The organism is Cryobacterium sp. Sr8 (assembly GCF_004403225.1).
In the GTDB taxonomy this organism is placed as follows: domain Bacteria; phylum Actinomycetota; class Actinomycetes; order Actinomycetales; family Microbacteriaceae; genus Cryobacterium; species Cryobacterium psychrotolerans.
The window spans coordinates 16,867-41,315 of record NZ_SOHO01000028.1 but is presented as its reverse complement, the minus strand read 5'-3'; the positions used below and the strand labels follow the sequence as shown (position 1 = coordinate 41,315).

Annotated in this window: 21 protein-coding genes and 1 tRNA gene; 15 read left to right on the top strand and 7 right to left on the bottom strand. The window is 70.4% G+C overall.

All coding sequences use genetic code 11. The features are described from left to right. The first annotated feature begins 192 nt into the window (after positions 1–192). From E3T54_RS04580 to E3T54_RS04535, 11 genes are all read left to right on the top strand, one after another. The gene (locus tag E3T54_RS04580; RefSeq protein WP_134474753.1) at positions 193–1,386 is read left to right on the top strand and encodes a DNA polymerase III subunit delta'; all 1,194 of its coding nucleotides are present in this window, start codon (positions 193–195) and stop codon (positions 1,384–1,386) included. A 34-nt stretch (positions 1,387–1,420) separates the two neighbouring features. Further along, the gene (locus tag E3T54_RS04575) at positions 1,421–2,968 is read left to right on the top strand and encodes an alpha/beta hydrolase (protein WP_134474752.1); all 1,548 of its coding nucleotides are present in this window, start codon (positions 1,421–1,423) and stop codon (positions 2,966–2,968) included. 77 nt (positions 2,969–3,045) lie between these two features. Next, complete coding sequence (locus tag E3T54_RS04570) at positions 3,046–3,681, top strand: TetR family transcriptional regulator (RefSeq protein WP_134474751.1); 636 nt, start codon at positions 3,046–3,048, stop codon at positions 3,679–3,681. Between the two features lie 52 nt (positions 3,682–3,733). Further along, positions 3,734–3,809: transfer RNA gene (locus E3T54_RS04565), tRNA-Thr, on the top strand. A gap of 101 nt (positions 3,810–3,910) precedes the next feature. Continuing rightward, entirely contained in the window at positions 3,911–4,894 is a 984-nt protein-coding gene (locus E3T54_RS04560; RefSeq protein WP_134474750.1) for a Gfo/Idh/MocA family protein, read from the top strand. A gap of 143 nt (positions 4,895–5,037) precedes the next feature. Then, positions 5,038–5,586, top strand: coding sequence for a hypothetical protein (locus E3T54_RS04555; protein WP_134474749.1), 549 nt, complete (start codon positions 5,038–5,040; stop codon positions 5,584–5,586). Continuing rightward, positions 5,562–7,220, top strand: coding sequence for a bifunctional diguanylate cyclase/phosphodiesterase (locus E3T54_RS04550; RefSeq protein WP_134474748.1), 1,659 nt, complete (start codon positions 5,562–5,564; stop codon positions 7,218–7,220). Before E3T54_RS04555 ends, E3T54_RS04550 begins: the two co-directional genes overlap by 25 nt. A gap of 80 nt (positions 7,221–7,300) precedes the next feature. Continuing rightward, positions 7,301–8,260: a D-alanyl-D-alanine carboxypeptidase gene (locus E3T54_RS17215; RefSeq protein WP_241977059.1), complete on the top strand. Its 960-nt coding sequence runs from the start codon at positions 7,301–7,303 to the stop codon at positions 8,258–8,260. Positions 8,261–8,286: 26 nt separating this feature from the next. Next, the gene (locus E3T54_RS17210; protein ID WP_241977058.1) at positions 8,287–8,778 is read left to right on the top strand and encodes a D-alanyl-D-alanine carboxypeptidase; all 492 of its coding nucleotides are present in this window, start codon (positions 8,287–8,289) and stop codon (positions 8,776–8,778) included. Positions 8,779–8,794: 16 nt separating this feature from the next. Beyond that, a complete protein-coding gene (locus E3T54_RS04540; RefSeq protein ID WP_134474747.1) occupies positions 8,795–9,385 on the top strand; it encodes an isochorismatase family protein in 591 nt (196 codons plus the stop codon). 27 nt (positions 9,386–9,412) lie between these two features. Further along, positions 9,413–10,144 carry an alpha/beta fold hydrolase gene (locus E3T54_RS04535; RefSeq protein ID WP_134474746.1) on the top strand — a complete coding sequence of 244 codons (732 nt, stop codon included), beginning with the start codon at positions 9,413–9,415 and terminating at the stop codon, positions 10,142–10,144. A 191-nt stretch (positions 10,145–10,335) separates the two neighbouring features. Here E3T54_RS04535 and hpaD read toward each other — a convergent pair whose 3' ends face one another. The 5 genes from hpaD to E3T54_RS04510 form a co-directional block, all read right to left on the bottom strand. After that, positions 10,336–11,400, bottom strand: coding sequence for a 3,4-dihydroxyphenylacetate 2,3-dioxygenase (hpaD, locus tag E3T54_RS04530; protein WP_134474745.1), 1,065 nt, complete (start codon positions 11,398–11,400; stop codon positions 10,336–10,338). 126 nt (positions 11,401–11,526) lie between these two features. Then, a complete protein-coding gene (gene hpaE, locus E3T54_RS04525; protein ID WP_134474755.1) occupies positions 11,527–13,050 on the bottom strand; it encodes a 5-carboxymethyl-2-hydroxymuconate semialdehyde dehydrogenase in 1,524 nt (507 codons plus the stop codon). Between the two features lie 41 nt (positions 13,051–13,091). Continuing rightward, complete coding sequence (gene dapA / locus E3T54_RS04520) at positions 13,092–14,036, bottom strand: 4-hydroxy-tetrahydrodipicolinate synthase (RefSeq protein WP_092322966.1); 945 nt, start codon at positions 14,034–14,036, stop codon at positions 13,092–13,094. 46 nt (positions 14,037–14,082) lie between these two features. Then, entirely contained in the window at positions 14,083–14,742 is a 660-nt protein-coding gene (locus E3T54_RS04515) for a GntR family transcriptional regulator (RefSeq protein WP_092322967.1), read from the bottom strand. Then, positions 14,739–16,253, bottom strand: a complete 1,515-nt coding sequence (locus E3T54_RS04510) for a fumarylacetoacetate hydrolase family protein (protein ID WP_134474744.1) — start codon at positions 16,251–16,253, stop codon at positions 14,739–14,741. Before E3T54_RS04510 ends, E3T54_RS04515 begins: the two co-directional genes overlap by 4 nt. A gap of 411 nt (positions 16,254–16,664) precedes the next feature. Here E3T54_RS04510 and E3T54_RS04505 point away from each other — a divergent pair, with 411 nt between their 5' ends. From E3T54_RS04505 to E3T54_RS04490, 4 genes are all read left to right on the top strand, one after another. Further along, entirely contained in the window at positions 16,665–18,131 is a 1,467-nt protein-coding gene (locus tag E3T54_RS04505) for an NAD-dependent succinate-semialdehyde dehydrogenase (protein ID WP_370254875.1), read from the top strand. Positions 18,132–18,364: 233 nt separating this feature from the next. Beyond that, positions 18,365–19,171, top strand: coding sequence for an RNA methyltransferase (locus tag E3T54_RS04500; protein WP_092322972.1), 807 nt, complete (start codon positions 18,365–18,367; stop codon positions 19,169–19,171). Between the two features lie 93 nt (positions 19,172–19,264). Further along, on the top strand, positions 19,265–20,449 hold the full coding sequence (locus E3T54_RS04495; protein ID WP_134474743.1) for a thiolase family protein: 1,185 nt from the start codon (positions 19,265–19,267) through the stop codon (positions 20,447–20,449). A 4-nt stretch (positions 20,450–20,453) separates the two neighbouring features. Beyond that, the gene (locus E3T54_RS04490; protein WP_134474742.1) at positions 20,454–21,233 is read left to right on the top strand and encodes an SDR family NAD(P)-dependent oxidoreductase; all 780 of its coding nucleotides are present in this window, start codon (positions 20,454–20,456) and stop codon (positions 21,231–21,233) included. Positions 21,234–21,363: 130 nt separating this feature from the next. Here E3T54_RS04490 and E3T54_RS04485 read toward each other — a convergent pair whose 3' ends face one another. Continuing rightward, positions 21,364–23,463 (bottom strand): S9 family peptidase, encoded by a 2,100-nt coding sequence (locus E3T54_RS04485; RefSeq protein WP_134474741.1) that lies wholly within the window; start codon positions 23,461–23,463, stop codon positions 21,364–21,366. Next, the gene (locus E3T54_RS04480; RefSeq protein WP_166804822.1) at positions 23,460–24,284 is read right to left on the bottom strand and encodes a DUF4386 domain-containing protein; all 825 of its coding nucleotides are present in this window, start codon (positions 24,282–24,284) and stop codon (positions 23,460–23,462) included. The genes E3T54_RS04485 and E3T54_RS04480 overlap by 4 nt, the downstream gene beginning before the upstream one ends. Between the last annotated feature and the right edge of the window lie 165 nt (positions 24,285–24,449).

Genomic DNA, 24,449 nt, shown 5'->3' with positions numbered 1-24,449 from the left:
GCGCGACCAAGAACACCCGCACCAGCCGGCACCGTCGGAATCAACATCCCCGACACAGCCGTCACAAACTAACCCGAGTGGCTCCACTCAGCTTGACATCGCGCGCGTTCACAAATTGAAGGTACTTTCTCCGCAACTCAACCCGAGACGTCTTCGCGGGGGAGTGTCGCAGGAGGACGGTAGCCTAGATAAATGGCATTGTGGGACGAGCTCACGGGACAGGCCGATGCGATCGCCATCTTCCGGGCCGCTGCCGCGCGCTCGGGGGGCTCGACAGGCTCGACCAGCGGGGGCTCGACCGGCCGGGCCACCGGCGGGGAGTCGGCGTCGATGACGCACTCCTGGCTGATCACCGGCCCGCCCGGCTCCGGGCGTTCCAACCTCGCGTACGCCTTCGCCGCGGCCCTGCTCAGCCGGAGCGCCGACGACGAAGAGGCCACCGAGCGCCAGGTCGCCGCGCGCACCCACCCCGACCTCACCGTGCTCACCACCGAGGGCGTCATCATCAAGATGGACAGCGTCAAGGAGGTCGTGGCACGGTCGCAGTACTCGCCGTCCGTCGGCCGCTACCGGGTGATCGTCGTCGAAGACGCCGACCGGATGGTCGAACGCACCTCGAACGTGCTGCTCAAGGCCCTCGAGGAGCCGCCGGAGCGCACCGTCTGGATCCTCTGCGCGCCGAGCGAGGCCGACCTGCTGCCCACCATCCGCTCTCGCGTGCGCACCGTGCGCCTCCGGGTGCCCAGCGTCGAAGACGTCGCGGCACTGCTGATAGCACGCGACGGCGTCGACCCCGCGATCGCCGAGCGCGCCGCGCGGGAAGCCCAGAGCCATATCGGCATGGCCCACCGGCTGGCCACCAACTCGGAGGCGCGGGCCCGGCGCGAGGAAACGCTCCGCACGGCCCTCGGCATCCGCGGGGTCTCCACGGCCGTCAATGCTGCCGCCCGCCTGCTGGCGATTGCGGGCGACGACGCGAAGGCGATCACCGAAGAGCGCGACGCCGAGGAGCGCGAGGGCGTGCTGCGCTCTCTCGGCGTGGAGCCCGGCCAGTCCGTGCCGCCGGCCCTGCGCAGCCAGCTGAAGGCGCTCGAAGACGACCAGAAACGCCGGGCGACGCGCAGCCTGCGTGACGGGATCGACCGCATCCTCGTCGATCTGACCTCGCTCTACCGCGACGTGCTCATGGTGCAGTTGGGACGCGAGGCGAGCGTGATCAACCGCGAACTCCTCGCCGAGCTGCGCTCGGGCGGCGCATCCAGCACTCAGGCAGCAACGTTGGAGACAATGGATGCGATCGCGCTTGCGCGGCAGAGAATTGAATCCAACGTGGCACCGGCGCTCGCCCTCGAGGCGATGCTGGTGAGCGCGATTCGCCGCCGCTGATGCCGGCGGACGCAGCCCAGGAAAGAGGAATCCGTTGACCAGACGAATACGCGTCCGCACGTCACCGGTCGCCGCCGTGGCGGCCGCGCTGGTGCTCACCCTGACCCTCAGCGGGTGTGTGCCCTGGTTCCTCCCGCAGAAATCCCCCGCCACGTCGACGCCGACCGGCGAAAACGTCGAGAACGCACTCGACCCGTTCTACTCGCAGGTGCTGCGCTGGAAGGACTGCGGCGACGGCCTGCAATGCACGACCGCGACGGCCCCGCTCGACTGGACCGATCCCGCCGCCGGCGACATCGACCTGGCCCTCGTGCGGCACCCTGCCACCGGGAACAAGCGCGTCGGCTCCCTGCTGGTGAACCCGGGCGGCCCCGGCGGCTCCGGCTACGACTTCGTCAAGGACTCACTCGACTACGCCGCCGACGAGAAACTCCAGGCCGGCTTCGACATCGTCGGCTTCGACCCGCGCGGGGTCGGTCGCTCCTCTGCGGTGACCTGCCTCGAGCCCGCCCAGATGGACGAATACCTCTACGGCCTCACCAGTGCGCCCCGGGGCACGGATGCCTGGATCCAGGAACTCGAGACATCCGCCGCCGATTTCGGCGCGGCCTGTGACACGAACACGGGAGCGCTGCTCGGACACGTCGACACGGAGAGCGCCGCGCGCGACCTCGACCTGCTGCGTGCCGTGCTCGGCGACAAGAAGCTGAACTACCTCGGCTATTCCTACGGCACCTTCCTCGGTGCCAGCTACGCGGAGTTGTACCCCGACAAGGTGGGCCGGCTGGCGCTCGACGGCGCCCTCGACCCGTCGACGAGCAACTTCGACGTGACGCGGGTGCAGGCACAGGGCTTCGAAAGCGCCCTGCGCGCCTACCTCGCCGACTGCCTCGCCGGGTCGGAATGCCGCTTCACCGGCACCGTCGACCAGGCGATGGACACCATCGGCGCCCTCCTCGCGTCGGTCGACGTGAGCCCGATCGCAGCGAAGGACGGCCGCGAACTCGGCTCGAACGCCCTGCTCACCGCGATCATCTACCCCCTCTACCAGGCGACCGCGTGGCAGTACCTGAGCGACATGTTCGAGAGCGTCCTGGCGGGCGAGGCCGACTACGCTTTCCAGTTCGCCGACCAGTACAACGGGCGGAACAAGGACGGCAGCTACGCCGACAACTCCACCGAGGCGTTCACGGCGATCAACTGCATCGACTACGCCTATAACGACGACCCGGCCACGATGCGCGCCCAGGCCGCCGAGATCGAGGCCGCGGCCCCGACCATCGGCCGCTACATGGCCTTCGGCGACATCGGCTGCGCCAACTGGCCGCACAGCTTCACCGGGGAGCGCAGCGAGATCACGGCCGAGGGGGCCCCGCCCATCCTCGTCATCGGCACCACCAACGACCCGGCGACGCCCTACGTCTGGGCGAAGAACCTCGCCGCCCAGCTCGACAGCGGCCACCTCGTCACCTTCGAGGGCGAAGGTCACACCGCGTACAACAAGTCCAACGACTGCGTGAACGACGCCGTGGACGACTACCTTCTGACCGGGGCGGTGCCCGAGACGGATCCCCGGTGCTGATACGGGCGTGCTGATACGGGCGTACTGACGCCATCCCGGCTCTCCCGCGGGCCGCTTCATATGGAAGAATTGACGACATGTCACCCGACACCGAAGAGCCCGGGCTTCGGGAGCGGAAGCGGCTCGCAACCCGGCGGGCCATCCAGCACGCGGTCCTGAGCCTGTCGCTGCAGACCGGCCTCGAAAAGGTCACGGTCGAGGACATCAGCCGCGCCGCGAGTATCTCCCCACGCACGTTCTTCAACTACTTTCCCTCGAAGGATGCCGCCCTGCTCGGCGACACCCCCGACCTGGCCTCCGAGGAGGCCATCGAGGCCTTCGTGCACGGCGGGCCGGACGGGGACATCCTCGGCCAGGTCGCCGTACTGCTCGCGGAAAGCCTGGAACGCAGCGAAACCGACCGCGAGATCCACCAGCTGCGCCAGGCCGTCCTGAAGGACAGCACCTACCTGTTCGGCCTGCGGATGGCGACCCTGCGCGACTTCGAGGCCCGGCTGCTCGACATCGTGACGCGCCGATTCGAAGCCGACCACCCGGAACGGTCCGGAACGCCGGGCCTCGCCCAGCGCGCCCTGCTCTTCAGCCTGGTCGCGGTGGCCGCCATGCGGCACGCCTGGCGGTGCTGGGCCGAGGAGGACAGCGCAACCTCCCTGTCCGACTCCCTGGCGTCGTCATTCTCCGAGCTGTACAACTTCACCCGCCCGACCGGCTAAGCTTGGATGCTGTGTCACCGAGTCTCCCTTCGCGGGGAGCATCGGCAGTCACGCCGCCTTAGCTCAGTCGGTAGAGCGATTCACTCGTAATGAATAGGTCATCAGTTCGATTCTGATAGGCGGCCCCACGCTGTGCCGCACGCCCACTTGCGGACAAAGTACCTTCCACGTCACGACGAAGGTGCTTTCTCCGCAAGTCAGCCGGTTCCCGTCGGCCTAGGCTTGCAGCATGACCGACACTCTTCGCTGGGGCATCCTGGCCACGGGCGGAATCGCCCACATGTTCACCGCCGACCTCGTGCTGCACGGTTTCCAGGTTCAGGCCGTGGGCTCCCGCACCCAGCAATCCGCCGACACCTTCGCGGCCAGGTTCGGGATCCCGACCGCTCACGGCAGCTACGAAGCGCTGGTCGCCGATCCGGATGTCGACATCATCTACGTCTCGACCCCGCATCCGTTCCACGCCGAGAACGCCGCGCTCGCGCTGAAGGCGGGCAAGCACGTGCTGATTGAGAAGCCCATCGCGATGAACGGCCGCGAGGCGCGCGAGATCGTCGACCTGGCCGCGAGCCTCGGCCTGCTCGTGATGGAGGCAATGTGGACCCGGTTCCTGCCGCACATGGTGCGTGTGCGCGAGATCATCGCTGCCGGCACGCTCGGCGACGTGCACACCCTGATCGCCGACCACACGCAGGACCTCCCCGACGACCCGAAGCACCGACTGAACGACCTGGCCCTCGGCGGCGGCGCGCTGCTCGACCTGGCGATCTACCCGCTGTCGTTCGCGTCCGACCTGTTCGGGCGCCCCGAGACGATCCTCGCCAGCGCGTCGTTCAAGGAAACCGGAGCCGACGCCCAGGTCGCGACGATCTTCCGCTACCCGGGCGGGCAGATCGCCACGACGCTCTCCGCCAGCGACACCCAGGGGCCGAACACGGCGACCATCCTGGGCACCCAGGGGCGGATCGACATCGACCAGGTCTGGTACTCGCCCACCACCATCCACGTTCGCGGCAGCGACAACGAAATCGTCGAGAGCTTCACCGCCGAGGTCGCCGGCCGAGGCATGCACTTCCAGGCGGCGGAAATGGAGCAGGTCATCGGCGCCGGGAAGACGTCGAGCGACATCCTCCCGACCGAAGAGGTCGTGGCCATCATGGAGACCCTCGACGCCGTGCGCGACCAGATCGGGCTGGCCTACCCCGGCGAGTAATCCGAAGAGTCCGGCCGCCGCCGGGCAGGCTGCCTGCCGCTCTTGGGGGGCACCCGGACTGGGTTAGCCCCGGAGGCAGGAGGGCTCTGGGCAAGACGCCCCCGCTGAGATACCGTGAAATCGTCCGCTAATCGGGGGGTTTTGTGCAGTCAAGCATGCTGGTCGCCCGGCGCTCCGGGGGCCGCGGCGACCGGTCCGGTGCCTGGCCCCTCTGGGCGCTGTGGGCCGCCCTCGGCCTCTTCACCGTCGGGCTCCTGCTCCCCGGTGCCGAAGCCGGCTCGCCGGCGCAGGTCTGGTTGTCGCTGCTCTGCGACTGGGTTCCGGTGGCCGTGTGCTGGGTTGCCGCGTCCCGGGTCGGATTCCGGAGCCTCCAGGTCATCCTCGCCGCAACCGCGGTTACCGCATTCGCGCTCGCGGACAGCTATACGGTCGCCGCGACGGCCACCGGGAGCGAGCTTCCCTTCCCGTCGGCCGCCGACGCCGGCTACCTGCTCTTCTACGTGTTGATGCTGGCGGCCCTGCTCGCGCTCGTGCGCAGCCAGCTGGGCGGCCTGGCGTCCTCGGTGCTGCTGGACAGCGCGGTCGGCGCGCTCGGCACGGCCGCGGTGCTGGCGGTGCTGCTCAGCCCGATCCTGGACTCCGCAGCCGGCGGCTCGGACGCCGCTGGGTGCTGCTCATCGGCGGGTTCCTGATCTTCGCGGCATCCGATGTCGTCCTGGCACTGATGGGCCGCGGTGCCGGCTACCGGCTGGAAACGATGCTGGATGCCGCCTGGACCCTCGGCCTCGCCCTCGTGGCCACGTGGGTCGACGGCGCGACGCGTCCGGCCGGCGCGGGGAGTCGCGGGCTCAAGGGCGCGTGGGGCCTGTTGGTGCCGGCCGCAGCAACGGCAGCGGCGCTGGGCGTGCTGATCCTGGGTACCCGGCTGCCCGTGTCGGCCCTCGCGGTCGCCCTCGCCGGCGGAACCCTGGTCCTGGCGGTGGTTCGCACCCAGCTGGCCTTCCGTCAGCTGGTCAAAATGGCCGACCTGCGTCGGCAGGCGCTCACGGATGACCTGACCGGGCTGCCGAACCGCCGGGCGCTCTACGCGGATGTCCCCGAGCGCCTGGCATCACGCCAGGACGGGCACAGCGCACTGCTGCTGCTGGACCTGGACCGGTTCAAGGAGGTCAACGACAGCCTCGGCCACGACGTCGGCGACCGGCTCCTGGTGCAAGTGGGTGTTCGATTGTCGACGCACCTTCGCGGCCGTGACCTGCTGGCGCGGCTGGGCGGCGACGAATTCGCGGTGTTCCTCGACAACGCGGGCCGGGACCAGGCCGTGGCCGTGGCCGTGAAGCTGCGCGCGGCGCTGGCCGAGTCGTTCACGCTGGAGGGGATCGCGCTGCAGGTCGACGTCAGCATCGGGATCGCCCTGTCTCCCGACCAGGGCGACGACCTCAAGGTGCTCCTGCGCAAGGCCGACATGGCGATGTACAAGGCCAAGGCGGCGCGCAGCGGCCATCACATCTACATGAGCGTCGACAACAGCCACGGCGACGACCGTCTCCGCACCCTGGAGGAGTTGCGCATCGCCCTGCGCGACGACCAGCTCGTGCTGCATTACCAACCCAAAATCGACCTCACCACCGGCACCGTGCACGGGGTGGAAGCCCTCGTCCGGTGGAAGCACCCGGCCCGCGGCCTGCTCTACCCCGAAGCGTTCCTCGTGCTCGTGGAGGAGGCCGGCCTGATGCACTGGATGACCGAGGTGGTGCTCGAAAAGGCGCTGGACCAGGCCGCGGTCTGGGAGGCCGAGGGCCGGCCGATGACGGTCGCCGTCAACCTGTCGGCGAGTTCGCTCGTCGACGCGGACCTGCCGCAGCGCGTGATCGGAATGATCGCGGCCAGGCGACTGCCGGCATCCGCCCTCATGCTCGAAATCACCGAGGAATTCCTGATGGCCGACCGGGAGCGCGCCCGGGCGATCCTGACCGAGTTGAGTGCGGGCGGCATCCGTCTGGCCGTCGACGACTTCGGCACCGGCTACAGCTCCCTGGCCTACCTGAGGGACCTGCCCATCGACGAGCTCAAGCTGGACCGCTCATTCGTCATCCCCATGGCCGATGACCTCCGGGCCGCCGCGCTCGTGTCGTCCACCATCCACCTCGCGCACAGCCTGGGCCTGCGGATGGTGGCCGAGGGCGTCGAAGACGCGGATGCCTACGACGCCCTGGTGCGACAGGGCTGCGACCACGCGCAGGGTTTCTTCCTCTCGAAGGCCCTCCCCGCCGACGTGCTCGACGAGTGGCTGGAACACCGCCGGCTGGAATCGCTCCCGGTCTGAGGGCCCGTTGCCCCGGGGCCCATTTCCGCTGGGCCGGCCGACGCTGGGAATCGGTCAGGCCGGGCGGCTAGCATGCTGGGGTGAACGAACCGGATCCCCCGCTCGACCGCCGGTCGGCCCGCGCCGGCCGGTCGGCCCACGCCGGTCGGTCGTTCCTCGCCCGGCACCGCGCAGCCGTGCGGGTCGCCGCCGGGGCCGCCCTGTTCGCCCTGCTCGGAGGCGCCATGGTCGCCGTCGGCGCCGGGGCCGCCGGCCGGAGGCCCGTGGCCGCCGTGAGTCCCACCGCGGCCGTGCCCGCCGCGAGCGCGCAGCCGCAGCAGCCGACGGCCCGTCCCGTCCCTGCCGCCACCACCGTCCCGGGGCGCCTCCGCACCTGCTCGGTGGCCGGCCTCGCCGCTGATCCCCGACTCGCCGACTTCCAGGCGCAGGTGGTCAACGCGGAAACCGGCGAGGTGCTCTTCGACCGCGGCGGACGCACCGCCACCCGCACGGCCAGCGTGCTCAAGGTGCTCACGAGCGCCGCCGCGCTCAGCGTGCTCGGACCGGACTACCGGGCCACGACCACCGTCGTCGCCGGCAGCGAACCGGGCCAGGTGGTGCTCGTCGGCGGGGGAGACGTGACGCTGTCCCGCACGCCGTCGGGCAACGAATCCGTCTACGCCGGCGCCGCGCACCTCGACGAGCTGGCCAGGCAGACCGCCGCTGCGTGGACCGCGGCGCACCCCGGCACGCCGATCACCTCGCTCGTGCTCGACGCCTCGCTCTTCGGCGGCCCCGGCTGGCAGCCCGGCTGGGCGCGCACGGAACTGGCGGCCGGCTACATGCCCGAAATCACCGCGCTGCAGGTCGACGGCGACCGCGAGGACCCGTACCGGGGCACCTCGCCGCGCAGCGAGGACCCGATCGGCCGGGCCGGGCAGGCCTTCGCCGACGCCCTCGGCGGCGGAGTGTCGATCAGCCGGGGCACCGCCCCCTCCGGCGCCGCGAAGCTCGCCGCGGTGTCGTCCCAGCCGGTATCCACCCTGGTGAAGAGTCGCTGATCGTCTCGGACAACGCCGTCGCCGAGATGCTCGCCCGGCTCGTCGCGGTGACATCCGGCGCCGGGAACACGTTCGACGCGCTGCAGCAGAGCATCGTCGACGGTCTCGAGCCGTACGGCATCGACACGACCGGGATCGTGATCAAGGACGGCTCCGGCCTGAGCGTCGACAACGCGGTCGCCCCGGCCTACCTGACCCGCCTGTTCGTGAAGGTCCACCGGCGCGAGGGCAGCCTGGGCGTCATCGCCGACGGCCTCCCCGTCGCCGGGCGCACCGGGTCGCTCTCCTACAGCGACCGGTTCGCCGGCGCCAACTCGGCCGCCGACGGTGCGGTCTTCGCGAAGACCGGCTGGATCGACACCGGGTACACGCTCTCGGGCATCATCCACGCCGCCGACGGCACCCCGCTGACCTTCGCCGTATACGCGCTGGGTGATGTGAGCGATAATGCGAAGCAGGCCATCGATACCATTACGACGGGGTTCTTCCGCTGCGGCGACAACCTCTCGAACAACTGAAGCGAAGGAGAAATCCGTGACCAGGGCACTGTTCATCATCGACGTGCAGAACGACTTCACCGAGGGCGGCGCGCTCGCTGTGGCGGGCGGCGGCGCCGTGGCTTCGGCGGTGACCGAACTGCTGGCGGCGCATCCGAACGCCTACGACGTCGTCTTCGCGTCGCGCGACTGGCACGATGCCGACAGTGACAATGCGGGCCACTTCGCCGCGGCGGGCGAGCCCGACTTCAGCACCACCTGGCCGGTGCACTGCGTCGCGGGCACGCCGGGCGCCGACTACCACGCGGCCCTGTTGCTGCCCGAGGAGACCATCCACATCCGCAAGGGACAGGGCTCCCCGGGGTACTCCATCTTCGACGGCGTCTCCGAGGGCGGGGACAAGACCGGCGAACTGCTGATCGCCAACGGCGTGACGGATGTCGACGTCGTCGGCCTCGCCACCGACTACTGCGTGCGCGCCTCGGTCGTCGACGCGCTCGAGCACGGCCAGCACGTGCGCGTGCTCACCGACCTGGTCGCCGGGGTCTCGGCGGACACGAGCGAGGCGGCCCTGGCCGAAATGGCTCACCTGGGCGCCGCCCTCGCCACGTCTGACATGGTCGAGTAGGTGCCGCTGAGTGAGCGTCCGGTAGCGGTGGCCGAATTAGCCCGGCGCCTCGACGGCGTGAGGATCGCCTACGACTACGTGCCGGGGGAGCGCCCCATCCTCCTCGTGCACGGCTTCGCGTCGACGGCCGCGGTCACCTGGTCGACCCCCGGCTGGGTGCGCGCGATCACGGATGCCGGACGCGGCGTGATCACCCCCGACCTGCGCGGCCACGGGCGCAGCGATGCTCCCCGCCGCGCGGCCGACTACGCGCCGCGCCAGCTCGCGGCCGACCTCGTCGCCGTGCTCGACGCGCTCGAACTCGACCAGGTCGACGTCATCGCCTACTCGATGGGCTCGCGCGTCGCCGCGGCCCTCACCCAGCTGGCGCCCGAGCGGGTGCGGCGGGTCGTGCTCGGCGGGGCCGGGCCGCTGGAACTCTTCGAAACCTGGGACCCGGACGCGGTGCGCCGCTTCGTCACCCACGGCGACCTGCCGGCCGACCCGACGATCGCGGCCGTGCTCGGCGCGGCGATCCAGGCCGGTGCCGACCGGGACGCGCTCATGGCCTGCGTGCAGGGAGTCGCGGGCGCCACGCTCGACGTGCCGCCGGGAATCCCGGTGCTCTACGTCGCCGGCGGGGCCGACACGATCCCGGCCGGGGTGGCGGAGATCGCGCGGGCGCGCGGTTCGGAGTACCTGGAACTCGCCGGCCGCGGCCACATCAACGCCCTGACCTCCCGCGAGTTCAAGCAGGCCGCGCTGGCCTTCCTCGCCTGACCCCTTCCCGCCTGACCCCTTCCCCCTTCCCCATACCCCCCCCCTTTTTTTCCCCGCCCTTCTTTCCCGCGAAACAGCAGTTGTGCGCGTTAAACGTGCGTCATAGCGCGCACAACTGCGGTCTCGCGGTCTCGCGGGGATGTGGGGTGGGGACGGGGGACGGGGATGGGGGATGGGGAATGGGGGACGGGTTAGAGCTGGTGGCCGAGCTTGTACTCGGGGCTCGGCTCGCCCTCGCGGGTGTACGAGAAGCCGTCGGCGCCGATCGTGACGGCCGCCTCGGCCGGCTCGGTGCGCGCGACCAGGGGGCGCACGACGCCGTCCAGGTCGAGCACGGCGGATGCCTCGCTGTACCAGCTGGGCACGACCGGGTTGCCCCACCAGTCGCGGCGCTGGTTGTCGTGCACGTCCCAGGTGAGGGTGGGGTTGTCCGGGTCGCCGGTGTAGTAATCCTGCGTGTAGATCTCGATCCGGTGCCCGTCGGGGTCGCGCAGGTACAGGTAGAACGCGTTCGAGACGCCGTGCCGGCCCGGACCGCGCTCGATCTTGTCCGACTGGCGCAGGGCTCCGAGGTGGTCGCAGATGTGCAGGATCTGGTGCTGCTCGTGCGTGGCGAAGGCGATGTGGTGCAGGCGCGGGCCGTCGCCGCCGGTGAGGGCGACGTCGTGCACGGTGGGCTTGCGGTACATCCACGCGGCGTAGGTGGTGCCCTCGGCATCCTGGATGTCCTCGGACACGGTGAAGCCGAGGCCCTCGTGGTAGGCGCGGGCGGCCTCGACGTCGGGGGTCATCACGTTGAAGTGGTCGAGGCGGGAGATCGCCCCGGCACCGTGCACGTCGTAGCGGCGGGTGAAACGTTCGACGTGCTCGGAGTCGTAGAAGAACTCGACCGGGAAGCCCAGCGGATCCTCGACCCTGACCGCCTCGCCGACGCCGCGGGTCGCGCCGGCCGGGCGTGGCTCGACGCGGGCGCCGAGCTCGCGGTAATAGTCGGCCGCGACCGCGACCTCGTCCTGCGACCGCACCCGGTAGGCGAGGGCGGCGAGGGCGGCGACCGGGCCGAGGCGCAGCACCAGGGAGTGGTGCAGGTATTCCTCGAAGGCGCGCAGGTAGATGGCCTCGTCGTCCTCGTAGGTGACGACGAGCCCGAGCACGCCCACGTAGAACGCGCGGGACTCGGCGAGGTCGGTCACGATCAGCTCCGCGTAGGCGGCGCGGATGATGTCCGGCGGGGTGGAGGTGGGCTGGGGGTTCATGGGAGGTCTCCTCGTTGAGTGGGTTCGTGACGGTGCGGGACGGGGCCCCGTCCGTGAGGGGTCGCATATCGACCTTCCTGACGGCAATGAAGGTCGATATGCGGCCCCTCACAGCCCGAGCGGCGGCTAGCGCGCGCCGAAGCGGGGGGTGTGCACGACGCCGAGCGAGATGTGCACGGCCTGCTGGTCGGTGTAGAAGTCGATCGACCGGTAGCCGCCCTCGTGGCCGAGACCGGAGGCCTTCACCCCGCCGAACGGCGTGCGGAGGTCCCGCACGTTGTGCGAGTTCAGCCAGACCATGCCGGCCTCGACCGCGTGCGCGAAGGTGTGCGCGCGGGTGAGGTCCGAGGTCCAGAGGTAGGCTGCCAGCCCGTACTTCACGCCGTTGGCCAGTTCGAGGGCCTCCGCGTCGGTGTCGAACGGGGTGATCGTCACGACCGGGCCGAAGATCTCCTCCTGGAAGATCCGCGCCGTCGGGGCGACATCCGCGAACACCGTCGGCGCCACGTAGTTGCCCTCCGGCAGGCCGGCCGGCCGTCCACCGCCGGCGAGCAGGCGGCCCTCGGACTTGCCGAGCTCCACGTAGCTCATCACCTTGGCGAAGTGCTCGGGGTGCACGAGCGCGCCCACCTCGGTCTTCGGGTCGTGCGGGTCGCCGACCACGATCTGCTGGGCGCGCGCCGCGAAGCGGGCGCAGAAGTCCTCGTAGATGCTGGCCTCGACCAGGATGCGGCTGCCGGCGGTGCAGCGCTCGCCGTTGAGCGAGAAGACACCGAACAGGGTCGAGTCGATCGCCGCGTCGAGGTCGGCGTCGGCGAAGACGACGGCGGGCGACTTGCCGCCGAGCTCCATCGACATGCCCTTGAGGTTCGCGGCGCAGTTGCGGTAGATCAGCTGGCCGGTCGTGGTCTCGCCGGTGAACGAGATCAGGGGGACGCCCGGATGCTTCACCAGCGCGTCGCCGGCCTCCTCGCCGATCCCGTTGACCAGGTTGAACACCCCGGCGGGCAGCCCGGCGGCGGCGAAGATCTCCGCCCACAGGCTCGCCGACAGCGGAGTGAACTCGGCCGGCTTGAGCACGACGGTGCAGCCGGAGGCCAGCGCGGGGGCGAGCTTCCAGCTCTCCAGCATGAACGGGGTGTTCCACGGGGTGATCAGGCCGGCGACACCGACCGGCTTGCGGTTGACGTAGTTGATCTGCCGCCCCGGCACGCTGTACGTGTCGTCGGCCTGGGCCACGATCAGGTCGGCGAAGAAGCGGAAGTTCTCGGCCGCGCGGTGCGCCTGGCCGAGGGCCTGCGTGATCGGCAGCCCGGTGTCGAAGGTTTCGAGTTCGGCCAGCCGGGCATCCTGCGCCTCGATCGCTTCGGCGATGCGGTTCAGCACCTGCGCGCGGGCGCGGGGGAGCATCCGGGGCCAGGGCCCGTCGGTGAACGCGCGCGTCGCCGCGGCGACGGCCAGGTCGATGTCCTCCGCCTGCCCGGCGGCGGCCGTGGCGTAGCTCCGGTTCGACACCGGGTCGAGCACGTCGAACGTCTTCCCCGACGCGCTGTCGACGAACTCGCCGTCGATGAAGTGCTGGATTCGGGTCGGCAGGTTCTCCGGGATGTAGTGGGCGGCGGCCGCGTGGTGGGTGGGCGCGGCGTGCATCTGGGCCGCGCGGGCGGCGGCGGAGGCGGGGTCGGGCATGGTCATGCTCCCTTCACGGTGAAGCCGTCGACCGGGGAGAGGTATTTCTCGCCCGCGGCCAGCAGCCTGGTCATTTTTTCGATGCCTTCAGGCGTCGGCGTGATCAGCGGCGGGCGCACGAAACCGGATGCGATCAGGCCGCGCTGCTCGAGCACCCATTTGCCCGGTGCCGGGTTGGTCTCGACGAAGAGCAGGTCGACGAGCGGGTGCAGGCCGTAGTGGATCTCCCGTGCGCGTTCGATGTCGCCTTCGATCCACGCGTTGTACATCTCGACGTGGGCGACCGGGGCGATGTTCGAGGTGGCGCTGATGTAGCCGACGCCGCCGAGGGCGAGCAACGGCAGGCAGAGCAGCTCGATGCCGCTCCAGACCAGCAGGTCGGGACCGCAGAGCTGGAGCACCCGGGAGAAGTGCTCGAAGTCCTTGGTCGTCTCCTTGACGCCGACGAAGTTGTCGAAATCGCGGTAGAGGCGCGCGATGGTCTCCGGGCCGATGTCGACAGCGGTGCGGCTGGGCACGTTGTAGGCCACGATCGGCAGGTCGGGGAACTCCTCGGCGACCGTTTTGTACCAGACGTAGAGCGCCTCCTGGGTGGGGCGGGCGTAGTACGGCGTGATGATCAGGGCGGCGTCGACGCCGGCATCCTGCGCGGCAGCGGTGAGCTCGAGGGTCTCGTCGAGCTTGGCCGAGCCGGTGCCGGGCATGAACGGCACCCGGTCGTCGATCGCGGCGGCGACCGTGCGGATGGCGTCGGCGCGCTCGGCGATGGTCTGCGAGCTGGGCTCGCCGGTCGAGCCGCCGATCGAGATTCCGTGGGTGCCGGATGCCAGCTGCCAGTTCACGAGGTTGACCAGGCCCGCGTGGTCGACGGCCCCGTCCGCGGTGAACGGCGACATCAGGGGCGCGATGGAGCCCTTGATCTGGGCTGGATTGCTGCGGAACTTCATTGTCTCTGCTCTCTGATCCGGTGCCTGCGTGCTGCCCGGATCGGTGTTACGCGTGGTGGGCGAGGAAGGCGTCGAGGGTGGACAGGCGGTGGTTGCGGGCGCAGAGCTCGATGTCGAGCGGGTCCGCCCCGCCCTCGATCAGGTCGAGCAGCGCGTCGTGCTCGGCGACGGATTCGGGGGCCCGGCCCGGCACGAAGCTGAAGGTCGAGCTGCGCAGCGCGTTCAGGCGCGTCCAGCCGCGGTGCACCAGGTCGAGGATGTGCGGGTTGGGACAGGTCTCGAACAGGAGCGTGTGGAATTCGGCGTTCAGCCGGGTGAAGCTGGCCGGTTCGAAGTGGGTGAGGTTCTCCCGCATCGCCTGGTTCACGGCCCTGGCCTTGCGCAGGGTGACGACGCTGATCGTGGGGGCGGCCAGGGCGGTGGCGTACCCCTCGACCAGGCCGAGCGTCTGCATGGTGACTTCGTACTCGGCGGCGTTCAGCATGGCCACCTGGGCGCCCACATTGCGTTCGAAGGTGATCAGGCCCTCGGCCTCGAGTTTCCGGATGGCCTCGCGCACCGGAACCGCGCTGACCCCGAGGTCGCCGGCGATCTGGCCGAGCACGAGCCGGTAGCCCGGGCTGAACCGGCCGTCGGCGATGCGCTCCCGGATCCACCCGTAGGCGAGCTGGGACTTGCTCACGCCGGCGGCATCCGAGGCGCTCATGCGTCCCGCGCCTCCAGGTAGCGTGCCCGCCAGGCCGCGTTCATCGGGTACAGGCCGTCGACGCCCTCGCCGGCGGCGACCATGGCGGCGATGAACGTTTCCTCGCGTTCCTGTTCGATCCCCGCGGTGACGACTTCCTCGACCAGGTGCGGCGGGATGACGAGCAGCCCGTCGGCATCGCCGACGATGACGTCGCCGGGCTGCACCGATGTGCCGCCGCAGGCGACGGTCACGTCCACGTCCCAGGGAACGTGGCGGCGCCCGAGCACGGCCGGGTGCCCGCCGGCGTGGTAGGTGGGGATGTCCAGGGCGGAGACGGCCACGAGGTCGCGCACGCCGCCGTCGGTGACGAGGCCGGCGGCGCCGCGCACCTGGGCGCGCAGGGCGAGGATGTCGCCGACCGTGCCCGTGCCGCGCTCGCCGCGGGCCTCCATCACCAGCACGTCGCCCGGGCCGAGCCCGTCGAAGGCGCGTTTCTGGGCGTTGTACCCGCCGCCGTGGGACTCGAACAGGTCTTCCCGGTTCGGGATGTAGCGCAGCGTGCGGGCGCGGCCGACGAGGCGGGCCTCCGGCCGGGTCGACCGGAGCCCGTCGATGGACACGTTGTTCAGGCCGCGCTTACGCAGCTGGGAGCTGAGGGTGGCCGTGCCGACGCTGTTGATCCGGGCGATGAGCTCGGGCGTGAGGGTGAACGCGGCCGGGGCATCCGCCGGCGCGTCCGCGGGGGCAGCCGCCGGCACGAGGCCGGCGGCCTCGGCCGAGCCCCAGGCCTCGGCGCGCTGCAGGTCGTCGACCCTGGGCCCGGCGCCCCACGCGGCCAGCGGCACGGCGCCCCCGGTGATGGGGGTGACGAGGCGGCCCGTTGTCGGCGCGCCGGGGGCGTCGGGGGCATCCACTTCGACCTCGACGACGTCGCCGGGCGAGACAACGGATGACCCGGCCGGGGTTCCGGTGAGGATGACGTCCCCGGGCTCGAGCGTGATCAGCTGGGAGAGGTCGGCCACCAGCCGGCCGAACGGAAAGAGCAGGTCGGCGGTCGTGTCGTCCTGCACGAGCTCGCCGTTGACCCAGGTGCGCAGGCGCAGGCCGGCCGGGTCGAGCCCCTCGGCGGGAAGGAAGACCGGGCCGAGCGGGGTGAAGCCGTCGCCGCCCTTGGAGCGCAGGTTCGAGCCCTTGTCGGCGTGGCGCAGGTCGTAGACGCCCAGGTCGTTGGCCGCGGTGACGTGCGAGACGGCCGCCCAGCCCTCCTCGGGTGTGACGCGGCGGGTGAGGCGCCCGATGACCAGCGCGATCTCTCCCTCGAAGGCGAGCAGCTCGCATCCGGCCGGGCGTTCGACCGGAGCCCCGCTCACGGCGAGCGAGGTGGCCGGCTTGAGGAAATACCCGGGCTGCTCCGGAGTGCGGCCGCGCTGGGCGACGCGGCTCGGGTAGTTGAGGTGCACGGCAATGATCTTGCCCGGCGCACCCCCGGTGCCGTGTTCGCCGGCACCCGGAACCTGTGGAATCAGCATGATCTGGTGGTCGCTACCGATCGAGGCGTCACTGCCATGGAATACTCCCTTGTATCTCCGATACGATCCGGCCAACGTATCACAGATCGTATATCATCCGCGCTCGAGCCGCCGGTGGATCCCCTCGCCGAGAATCGCCGATTACGCCGAGAATCCCCGGTGCAACGGCGACTGTCGGCAGGAACGGCGACTCTCGGCGCCCGGTGATCGACCGCCGGAACGTGCGCGCATCCGCGAAGTGCGGGCCGGCACGGACCGAATGCAGCGGTTCTGAGCGTATTTTCGTCCGGCTGCCGCGGAATCCGTCGTCGTCAGTCACCGAGACGACTCTCTTCCGCTGCGGCCGGGCGAAGTTCTTGCTCAGACCGGCTAGATTTGAAGCAGACTTTCCGAGGAGGCATTGTGTTGCACATTTCAGAATCCGAATTGCTCGCGCAGGTACCCAACGAGCTGTACATCAACGGCCGGTGGGTACCGGCTGCCGATGGCGGCACGCTCCAGGTGTTCGACCCCGCCACGGGCAAGGTGATCAAGACGATCGCCGACGCCCGGGTCGAAGACGGCGCCGCCGCACTCGACGCCGCCGTGGAGGCTCAGGACAGCTGGGCCGCCACCCCGCCGCGGGTGCGCGGCGAGATCCTGCGCCGCGCGTTCGACCTGCTGCAGGAGCGCAAGCACGAGTTCGCGATGCTGATGACGCTCGAGATGGGCAAGCCGCTGGCCGAGGCGCACGGCGAGGTCGCCTACGGCGGCGAGTTCCTGCGCTGGTTCAGCGAGGAGGCCGTGCGGATCAGCGGCCGCTACGGCACCAACCCCGAGGGCACCGGCCGGATGATCGTCACCCAGCACCCGGTGGGGCCGAGCTTCCTGATCACCCCGTGGAACTTCCCGCTCGCCATGGCGACCCGGAAGATCGCCCCGGCGCTCGCCGCCGGCTGCACGGTCGTCATCAAGCCGGCCGAGCTCACCCCGCTGACCACCCTCTACCTGGTCAAACTGTTCGAAGAGGTCGGTCTTCCGGCCGGTGTCGTCAATGTGATCACGACCTCGACCTCCTCGGCCGTGGCCGGGCCGATCATTGCCGACCCGCGGCTGCGCAAGCTCTCCTTCACCGGCTCGACCGCCGTCGGCCAGAAGCTCATCCAGCAGTCCGCCCAGGGCGTGCTGCGCACCTCGATGGAGCTCGGCGGCAACGCCCCGTTCATCGTGTTCGAGGACGCAGACCTCGACCGGGCCGTTGACGGGGCGATCATGGCCAAGTTCCGCAACATCGGCCAGGCCTGCACCGCCGCGAACCGGTTCGTCGTGCACGCCTCCATCGCCGAGGAATTCGCGCGCCGCGTCACGGAGCGCGTGAACGGCTTCACCGTCGGGCGCGGCACCGAAGACGGCGTCACGATCGGCCCGCTGATCAACGACGACGCCGTCGCGAAAGCCGACACGCTCGTGCAGGACGCCGTCCGGCGCGGCGCCACGCTGCTCACCGGCGGCTCCGCGATCGAGGGCGTCGGCACCTTCTACCAGCCCACCGTGATCAGCGGGGTGAAGGCCGGCAGCGACATCCTGCGCGAAGAGATCTTCGGGCCGGTGCTGTCGATCATCCCGTTCGTCGACGAGGATGACGCGGTGCGGATCGCCAACGACACCGAATTCGGGCTGATCAGCTACGTGTTCACGAAGGACCTGGCCCGCGGGCAGCGGATGATTGAGCGCCTGCAGACCGGCATGATGGGGCTCAACATGGGCGTCATCTCCAACGCGGCCGCCCCGTTCGGCGGGGTCAAGCAGTCGGGCCTCGGCCGTGAGGGCGGCTTCGAGGGCATCCACGAGTACCTCTCGACGAAGTACACGCTCACGCCCGATCCCTTCACCGTCTAGACCCGCCCCGCCCCACCCTGAGGAGCTCCCGCGCACCGCGCGGGAGCTCCGGCTGTGTGTGTCCGCGTGTCCGTGTCCGTGTGTGTGTGGCTAACTCAGGAGAATCGGTGTCGCATCCGGAACTTGCCGCGCTGGTCCGCGGACTGGGGACCCGCGGGAACGGATTCTCCTGAGTTGGCCACAACGGCCGGCGGGCACGAGGGGGCGCGTGGGCCGCGGCCTAGACTTTGCGGATGCCCGTCATCGAGATCACAGAGCTCAGCGACCCGCGGCTGGCCGACTACGCGCACCTGACCGATGTGGCGCTCAAGAAGGCCCGCGGCACCGAACACGGGCTGTACCTCGCCGAGTCGTTGCTCGTCTTCGAGCGGGCGCTCCGGGCCGGGCACCAGCCGCGCTCGGTGCTCGCCCTCGGCGGCTCGGCCGAGGAGGCCCTGGCCGCCCTCGGCGATCGGGCCGCAGACGTTGCGGTTTTCGTCGGGCCGGGGGAGCTGCTCGCGGAGCTGACCGGGTACATCCTGCACCGCGGCCTGATTGCCTCGATGCACCGGCCGGCCCTGCCCGACCCGGACGAGCTGCTCGCCGGCGCCCGGCGCATCGTCATCCTCGAGGACGTCGCCGATCCCACCAACGTCGGGGCCATCTTCCGCTCGGCCGGCGCGATCGGCGCCGACGCCATCCTGGTCACGCCGCGCTGCTCCGACCCGTTCTACCGCCGCGCCATCCGGGTCTCGATGGGCACCGTGCTGCAGGTGCCGTGGACCCGAGTCGGCGACTGGCCGGCCACCCGCGGGCTGCTGACCCGGCACGGCTTTCATGTGGCCGCGCTCGCCCTGACCCCGGATGCCGTGAGCCTGCGTGACTTCGACGGCCGCGCGCACGAGCGGCTCGCCCTCGTGCTCGGCGCCGAGGGGCACGGGCTCACCGACGAGGCGCTCGCGGCATCCGACACCGTGGTGCAGATCCCGATGAAGCACGGCATCGACTCGCTCAACGTGGCCGCGGCCAGCGCCGTCGCCATGTGGGCCCTCTCCGACTAGTCCCGACCCCCCGCGAAACCGCAGTTGTGCGCGTTAAAACGCCCGTTTAGCGCGCACAACTGCGGTTTCGCGGGGGTGTCCTAGGCTGGGGACATGAGCAACGAAGCCGTAATCGTGGATGTCGTCCGCACCCCGTCGGGCCGCGGCAAGCCGGGCGGCGCCCTCTCCGGCGTGCACCCCGCCGACCTGCTCGCGGGCGTGCTGGGCGAGCTGGTCAGCCGCAACGGCCTCGATCCGGCCCTCGTCGACGACGTGATCGGCGGATGCGTCAGCCAGGCCGGCGAACAGGGCTTCAACATCACCCGCACCGCGCTGCTCGCCGCGGGCTTCCCCGACTCCGTCCCCGCCGTCACGATCGACCGGCAGTGCGGCTCCAGCCAGCAGGCCGCCACCTTCGCCGCCCAGGGCGTGATCGCCGGCAGCTACGACATCGTCATCGCCTGCGGCGTCGAATCGATGAGCCGGGCGCCGCTCGGCTCCTCCCTCGGCGGAAAGGACCCCTACGGCGAGCTCCTCCGCGAGCGCTACCCGGAGGGCCTGGTCAGCCAGGGCGTCTCGGCCGAGCTGATCAACGAGAAGTGGGGCCTCGGCCGGCAGGGGCTCGACGCCTTCGCCGCCCGCTCGCACCGGCTCGCCGCGGCCGCGGCCGGGCGCGGCGACTTCGCCCGCGAGATCGTGCCGGTGACCACGCCGGACGGCAGCGTGGTCAGCCTCGACCAAACCGTCCGGGCCGGCACCACCGTCGAATCCCTGGCCGGCCTCCAGCCGGCCTTCCGCACCGACGCCCTCGCCGAGCGCTTCCCCGACCTCGACTGGCAGATCACCGCCGGCAATTCCTCCCCGCTGACCGACGGCGCATCCGCCGCGCTGATCATGAGCGCCGCCCGCGCCGAACAGCTCGGCCTCACCCCCCGCGCTCGCTTCCACAGCTTCGCGGTCACCGGCAGCGACCCCCTGCTCATGCTCACCGGCGTGATCCCGGTGACCCGCCGCATCCTCGACCGCGCGGGCCTCGGCATCGACGACCTCGATGCCTACGAGGTCAACGAGGCCTTCGCCTCCGTGCCGCTGGCCTGGCTCCAGGACCTGCACGCCGACCCGGAGCGGCTCAACCCGCGCGGCGGCGCGATCGCCCTCGGCCACGCGCTCGGCTCCTCCGGCACGCGCCTGCTCGGCACCCTGCTGAACCACCTCGAAGCCACCGGCGGCCGCTTCGGCCTCCAGACAATGTGCGAAGGCGGCGGCATGGCCAACGCCACCATTATCGAAAGGCTCTAACCCCATGCAGATCGACGCATGCTCCGCCCTCGTCACCGGAGGCGCCTCCGGCCTCGGCCTGGCCACCGCGACGGCCCTGCACGAGGCCGGCGCCATTGTGGTGCTGCTCGACCTCCCCGGGTCGCCGGGCGAGCGGATCGCCGCCGATTTCGGCGGTCGCGCCGTCTTCGCTCCGGGAGACGTGACCAACCCGGCCGACGTTCAGGCCGCGGTGGATGCCGCGACCGCGCTGGCCCCGCTGCGGATCGTCGTCAACTGCGCCGGCATAGCCCCCGGCGCGCGCACGGTCGGCCGGGGCGGCCCGCTGCCGCTGGAGGACTTCGAACGCGCCATCCGGATCAACCTCGTCGGCACGTTCAACGTGATCCGGCTGGCCGCCGCCGCCATGCAACAGACGGAACCGCTCGGCGGAACCGGACAGGGAGCATCCGAGCGCGGCGTGATCGTGAACACCGCGTCGGTCGCGGCCTTCGACGGCCAGATCGGGCAGGCCGCCTACGCGGCGTCCAAGGGCGGGGTGGCCGCGATGACCCTGCCGCTCGCCCGCGAGTTCGCCCAGTCGTTCATCCGGGTGATGACCATCGCGCCGGGCATCTTCGACACCCCGATGATGCAGGGCATGGCGCAGGAGGTGCGGGACTCCCTCGGCGCGCAGGTGCCGCATCCGTCCCGGCTCGGCGACCCGTCCGAATATGCGGCCCTCGTGCGCCACATCGTCGAGAACCCCATGCTCAACGGCGAGACCATCCGGCTCGACGGCGCCATCCGGATGCAGCCGCGCTGACCGTTCCGTGAACCGCCGAGGTTCAGGTTGAGTTGCGGAGAAAGTGCCTTCAATGTCGAAACGAAGGTACTTTCTCCGCAACTGAACCGAGTGATTCCGCGAGGGGGCGACTCCGTCCGGCCCGGGGCGCTCAGCCGAGCAACTCCGGCCGCTTCCACGCCGCCCCGTGCACGTGCTGGTCGAGGAAGGCGAACACCGTTTCGTACCAGACGACGGCGTGCTGGGGCTTCAGCACCCAGTGGTTCTCGTCGGGGAAGTACAGGAACTTGTGCCGAGTGCTCCCGTCGGGCTCGGCGTGATGCTCGGCGAGTTCGGACCACAGCCGCAGGCTTTCGCCGATCGGCACCCGGTAGTCGTGGTCGCCGTGGATGACGAGCATCGGCGTCGCGATCTCGCGCACGCTGTGGTGCGGCGAGTTGTCGATCATGCCCTGCGGCGAGAAGATGCTCTGCCAGTAGTGCGAGCTGTCCGTCGTCCCGTTGAACTGGTCGAGCGCCCACAGGCTCGCGTGGCTGACGATGGCGCTGAACCGGTCGGTGTGCCCGGCGACCCAGTTCGCCATGTACCCGCCGAACGAGCCGCCCATCGCGGCGGTCTTCGCGGCGTCGATGTCGGCGCGGGCCTCCGCGGCATCCGTGATCGCCAGGAGGTCGGTGTACGGCTTGGCGCCCCAGGCATCCCAGCCGCGGGCGATGAAGTCGAGCCCGTAACCGGTCGAGAGCGCGGGGTCGGGCAGCAGCACCGCGTAGCCCCGAGCTACCGCGAGCAGCGGGCTCCACCGCCAGCTCCAGGCGTTCCAGCTGTTCAGCGGGCCGCCGTGGATCCAGAGCAGCAGCGGCGCCGGATGCTCGGCCGAGGCCCCCTCGGGCAGCAGCAGCCAGGCCCGAACCCGCGCGCCATCCTCGGCCGACGTCTCGACCTCGGTGATCGTGCCCGGGGCGGCCGGCAGCGTCGCCGGCGTCGCGAGCACGGTGACCTTTCCGGACCGATTGATCCGAACCGGATGCGACGGCGCCGTCCACGAGGACCGCAGCGCCACGAGGTCTCCGGTTGCCGCGTCGACGGCCACGTCGGTGTAGCTGAACTCGTCGGTCGTCACCCGTCGCACGGCCGAACCGTCGAGCGGCACACGGAACACGGGGCCGCGGCCGTCGTGGTCGGCCGTGACGACGAGGGCCTCGTCGTCGGCGTCGAAGATCAGGCTCGAGGCCCAGCGGTCCCAGCCCTGGGCGAGGCGGCGGGGGTTGCCGCCGTCGATGTCGGCAACCCAGATCTCCCGGTCGGCGGGGCCCTCGGGGGTGCTGTCCTCGGCGCGCACGAACGCGATGCTGCGGCCGTCGCGGCTGACTGCCGGGGCCTCGAAGCCCACGTGCTCTTCGTCGAAGAGCACGGTCTGCACGCCGGATTCCAGGTCGATCGACACGAGGATGGAACGGCCGGAGCGCTGCTCCTGCGCTCGCAGTGCGGCGATCAGGGTGCGGCCGTCGGGAGTGAGGTCCGCCCCGGCGGTGTCGCCCGAGCGGCCGGGGCCGGGGGTGAGGTCCCTGGGGCGCGGGAGGTCCACCGGGTAGGGGGCGGGAGCATCCGTTTTCTTGTCCGAGCCGGCCGATTCGGGGGTCGAAGCCGCCAGGACGTCCTCGAGCGCGGACAGGTCGAGTGAGAACAGGTGCGGTTCGGCGGGACCGAGGTCCTGGTCCCAGTACCGCACCGGGTAGCTTTCGTGCAGGATGGCGGCGACCTTCTTGTCCTTGCGCAGGGCGCGCGCCGTGGCGTCGGCCTCGAGGTCGGTCGCGCTGACGAGCAGGTTCGCAGCGATCACGATCGTGTCCGAGGCTGTCGCCGTGGCGGCGATTCCGGACACGCCGCCGGCCAGGCGGGTGACCGCGCGGGCCTCGCCGCCGGCGGCGGGGAGCACCCACAATTGGGCGGCCTCGGTGTCTTTCTCGGCGTCGGCATCGGGGCGCCCGGAGACGAAGAGGATGTCCCCGGACCCGGTGAAGGCAACGCCGGATTCCCCCTTGGCGGAGCGCGTCAGCCGGGCGGGCGTCCCGGAGCCGTCGGCGGGCACGGACCAGAGCGCGCGGTCATAGCCGGTGCGGTCGCGGGAGAGCGTGGCGACCGTGAGCACCACCCGCCGGCCGTCGGGCGAGAGCGCGAGGCCTTCCACCCGGGGGAGCGCGATGTAGTCATCGAGGGCAGAGAACGGCGAGAACGGGGACGTCAGTGTCATGGCCCCACGCTAGCGGGTGCGCCGGGCCCCCCATTCGCCAACGGATGCCGTTGACTTTCGGAAAAAGTACCTTCCGCGGCCTCGGGAAGGTACTTTTTCCGCAACTCAGCGTCGAATGACGCACATGCGGGGAGTTTGCGGCCCCTGATCAGGAGCCAGAAGATCATTGCGGTCTCGCCGACGAATCCGAACAGGCCGAAGACGGGCGTGAAGCCGGGTACGAGGATCAGGCCGACGAGGTCGGCGATGTAGCCCAGGCCCGCAATGCCGATGAGGATCCCGAAGATCTTCGGCATGAAGCCGGAGCGGATCGACAGGTAGGCGACCATGAGGAGATACACGCCGAACAGGCCGAGGGCGGTGTTCCAGATCGAGGTGAACGCCTCGATGTTGTGGAGCGCTGCCTCCGGGGTGCCGAGGTTGTTGAAGGCGATCACGAGCTGGCCGAGGGCGATCATGAACCAGACCGCAAAGGCGGTCCTGGTCAGGCCGGCCACGGTGGAGACGAGGCTGTTGACGGGCTTGAAGAGCGCGGCGGTTCCGGCGGCTGCGACGACGTCCAGCACGGCGACGAGATACATCGCGACGATGCCGGCGATCCACAGCGCCGGCGAGGCCGCGATCGCTTCCGCGGTCTTCTCTGCGTCTCCGGCGGTCACGAGACCCTCGATGGCGACGAAGTTGCCGAAGATGGCCAGGAACACCATGAGCGTCAGGGCGATGCCCGACACGAGTGCTCCCGTGGCCTGCGACCAGCGGAAGGGGTTCAGGGTGAACGCCCGTGCCGTGATGGTCGGTGCGAGCTGCAGGTGAGTTGTCATGATCATTTCCTTACGTTGTAGGGTGCCCATACTTACAACGTATGTTTAGGTTGTAAGTACGGTACATGTACGTAGTAAGGTTGTCAACGACTGAGGAAAAATAGAGGAGAGCGACATGGCATCACCGCGCAGGACGGCGCCAGGGACGCGAGTTCGACTGAGCCG